At 68.8% G+C, this 3,420-nt stretch carries 3 protein-coding genes; 1 reads left to right on the forward strand and 2 read right to left on the reverse strand.

Annotated features, from left to right (window positions below):
- Nucleotides 1-1,227 (reverse strand): glycine--tRNA ligase subunit beta (glyS, locus tag SAZ01S_RS10400; protein WP_245824763.1); only part of this gene is annotated, 1,227 nt, incomplete at its 3' end.
- A gap of 114 nt (nt 1,228-1,341) precedes the next feature.
- Complete coding sequence (locus SAZ01S_RS10405; protein ID WP_084582208.1) at nt 1,342-2,208, reverse strand: glycine--tRNA ligase subunit alpha; 867 nt, start codon at nt 2,206-2,208, stop codon at nt 1,342-1,344.
- A 271-nt stretch (nt 2,209-2,479) separates the two neighbouring features.
- Here SAZ01S_RS10405 and SAZ01S_RS10410 point away from each other — a divergent pair, with 271 nt between their 5' ends.
- Nucleotides 2,480-3,343 (forward strand): TraB/GumN family protein, encoded by an 864-nt coding sequence (locus SAZ01S_RS10410; protein ID WP_084582209.1) that lies wholly within the window; start codon nt 2,480-2,482, stop codon nt 3,341-3,343.
- The last annotated feature ends 77 nt before the right edge of the window (nt 3,344-3,420 follow it).

Consider the following 3,420-nt stretch of genomic DNA (forward strand, 5'->3'; position numbering starts at 1 on the left):
GGGGGGGGGGGGGGGGGGGGGGGGGGCTGAACTGGGAGCGAGTCCTTCGGTCGAGGCGGAGTGCCCCACCCCAACCCCTCCCCTGAAGGGGAGGGGCTTAGAAGAAGTGACGACCCCGCTTTCCACCAGCCAGCGCGCGAGCTTGGCGACGCGCTCGACCTTGTCGGCCACCGTGCCCAGCTTCTCGTGGAAGACGATCTTCTCGAGCTTCCCCGCCTGCGCTTCCAGCGGCACCTTGAGGTCGGTCTCGTAGAAGAACCGCGCGTCGCTCAACCGGGCCGCCAGCACCTTCTGGTTGCCCGCGACGATCTTCTCGCCGCCATCGGCCGCGTCGATATTCGCCACGCAGACGAACGCATTGGCGAGCTTGCCCGCGCTATCGCGGCAGACGAAATATTTCTGGTTCACCCGCGCGGTGAGCTGGATCACCTCGGGCGGCACCGCCAGGAAGGCCTCGTCGAACCGGCCGAGCAGCGGCATCGGCCATTCGGTGAGCCCCGCATTCTCGAACAGCAGGCCCTCGTCTTCAACGAGCGTAAGCCCGGCCTTCTGCGCCGCCATCTTCGCGCCCAGCGCGATGATGTTGCGCCGCTCGGCACCGTCGACGATGACATGGCAGGCGCGCAGCTTCTCGACATAGTCGTCGGCCGAACCGATCGTGATCGCACCCGGATGGTGGAAGCGATGCCCCACCGTCGCCGCACCGCTGGCAACGCCGGCGATCTCGCACGGCACCACCTCGCTGCCGAACAGCGCGACGATGCCCTGGAGCGGGCGCACCCAGCGCAGGCTTTCGGTGGAAAGCGAATCCGCCCCCCAGCGCATCGACTTGGGCCAAGGGAAGGCGCGGATCACCGCGGGGATCGCGGCGGCGAGCACCTCGGCGGTCGCGCGGCCGGGCTTGTCGACGATCGCGAACAGCACGCCGTCGCGCTCGACCAGCTGGTCGGCGGTCAGCCCGGTCTTGCGCAGGAAGCCTTCCAGCGCCTGCGGCGGCGCGCCGACGCGCGGGCCCTTGGTCTCCTCGGAGACGGCGGCGGTCTGCTCGGGCAGGCCCTTCAGGATCAGCGCCAGCCGGCGCGGCGTGGCGTAGCTCACCACCTCGGCGGCCTTGAGCCCGGCCTTGTCCAGCTCGGCGGCGAACAGGCGGGCGAGATCCTCCCGCGCCTTTTCCTGCATGCGCGCAGGGATTTCCTCCGAGCGGAGTTCGAGAAGAAAGTCAGTCATGAGCAATTCCAAGTGCACCTGCGTAGCCAAGTGCCCAGTGTTGGAGAGCGAGTCGCTTGGGGCCCTGGGCTCCTGCTTCCGCAGGAGCACGAAGGGGGGAACGGCAGGCGCGGATCACGCCGACCATCCCGGATAGGCGGCTTCCCATTCGGGGGTCTTCTTCTCGATCCACGCCGTGCAGGCGCCCTTCGCCAGATCGCGCACCCGGCCGATATAGGCCTGGCGCTCCGCCACCGAGATCACGCCGCGCGCGTTCAGCAGGTTGAAGATGTGGCTTGCCTCGATCGCCTGCTCATAGGCCGGGATCGGCAGCTTCGCCTCCAGCGAGCGCTCGCACTCGGCCGCGGCCTTGCGGAACAGGTCGAACAGCGCATCGGTATCGGCGATCTCGAAGTTCCACTTCGACATCTCGCGCTCATTCTCCAGGAACACGTCGCCGTAGGTCACGCCCGCGTCGTTGAAGGCGAGATCGTACACGCTGTCCTTGTTCTGGATGTACATGGCGAGGCGTTCGAGCCCGTAGGTCAGCTCGCCCGCCACCGGCTTGCAGTCGAACCCGCCCATCTGCTGGAAATAGGTGAACTGGGTGACTTCCATCCCGTCGCACCACACTTCCCAGCCCAGCCCCCAGGCGCCGAGCGTCGGCGATTCCCAATCGTCCTCGACGAAGCGGATGTCGTGCTTGGTGAAGTCGATGCCGATCGCGGCCAGCGAGCCGAGGTACAGCTCCTGCAGGTCGGGCGGGCTCGGCTTCAGGATCACCTGATACTGGTAATAATGCTGGAGCCGGTTGGGGTTCTCGCCATAGCGGCCGTCGGTCGGGCGACGGCAGGGCTGGACGAAGGCAGCGTTCCACGATTCCGGCCCCAGCGCGCGCAGCGTGGTGGCGGGGTGGAAGGTACCGGCGCCCATGCGCATGTCATAGGGCTGCAGGATCAGGCAGCCGCGCGTGCTCCAATAGTCATGGAGCGTCAGGATCATGCGCTGGAAGCTGAGAGGTTCGGACAAGTTGGTCACCCTGTAAGGTTTGGGGAGCGCTTTGGCGCAGGGCGCGGAGGGGGTCAACCGGGGTGGGAAGCTGGCCCCGCCCCCTACGCCGTCATCCCGGCGAAAGCCGGGATCCATTGGGGTCCCCGGCGCGGCTCTATCCCAAGCCGAGTGGCGAATGGATCCCGACTTTCGTCGGGATGACGGGCGTGGGAACAGCGGGACCCGTTGACTTCCTTGCCCCCGCGCCGCCAAGCCCGCCCCCATGTTCCGCGCGCTCCTCCTCACCGCCCTGCTCCTCCTCGGCAGCTGCGGCGCCGCGCCGCGCGAGGCCAGGCCCGCGCTCTGGGGAGTGCGCGACGGCGACACTACCGTCTACCTGTTCGGCACCGTCCACCTGCTCCGCCCGGACCTGCGCTGGTTCGGAGGCCCCGTGCGCACCGCGTTCGATCGCGCGGACACGCTGGTCCTCGAACTGGTGATGCCCCCCGACGCCGAAACCCAGTCGTTGCTCGACAAGCTGGGCCGTACTCCCGGCGACCCTACCGTCGCTGCCCTGCCCGCGCCCGAGCATGCCAAGCTGGAAAGCGCGCTCCGCCAGGCCGGGCTCGCGCCGCAGTCGCTCGATCGCGACGAGCCCTGGCTGGCGGCGCTCACCCTCTCCCTGCTGCCGCTCCAGAAGCTCGGCTATGACGATGCGCGCGGCGTCGAGCAGGTGCTGCAGGCCGCGGCGAAGAAGGCGGGCAAGCACGTACAGGGGCTGGAAACCGCCGAGCAGCAGTTCGGCTATTTCGACCATCTCTCCGCCGCCGCGCAGAGCCGCCTGCTCGGCGACACGCTGGCGGGGCTGCCCGAGACCGGCGCCAATCTCGACGCCGCCGTCACCGCCTGGAGCAAGGGCGATGCCGATACGCTCGCGCGGCAGTTGAATGCCGATCTCGCCGGCAACCCAGAGTTGCGCGAGACGCTGCTGCTCCGCCGCAACCGTGCCTGGGCGGACTGGATCCGCGCCCGGATGCAGGCGCCGGGGACGGTGTTCGTCGCGGTTGGCGCGGGGCATCTGGCGGGGGATGCAAGCGTGTTGGCGTTGCTCTCCGCGAAGGGCCTGAAGGTCGAGCGCATACAGTGAAAGTGTTTCCTCCCCCGGAGCAAGGCTCCGGGGGAGGGGGGACCGCGCCGCGCCAGCGGCGTGGTGGAGGGGGCATG

The organism is Sphingomonas azotifigens NBRC 15497 (assembly GCF_002091475.1).
GTDB lineage: Bacteria > Pseudomonadota > Alphaproteobacteria > Sphingomonadales > Sphingomonadaceae > Sphingomonas > Sphingomonas azotifigens.

What these genes read in the sequence shown, in the direction of transcription:
- SAZ01S_RS10405 (WP_084582208.1), bottom strand. Translation starts at nt 2,208, where the DNA reads ATGATCCTGACGCTCCATGACTATTGGAGCACGCGCGGCTGCCTGATC.
- SAZ01S_RS10410 (WP_084582209.1), top strand. Translation starts at nt 2,480, where the DNA reads ATGTTCCGCGCGCTCCTCCTCACCGCCCTGCTCCTCCTCGGCAGCTGC.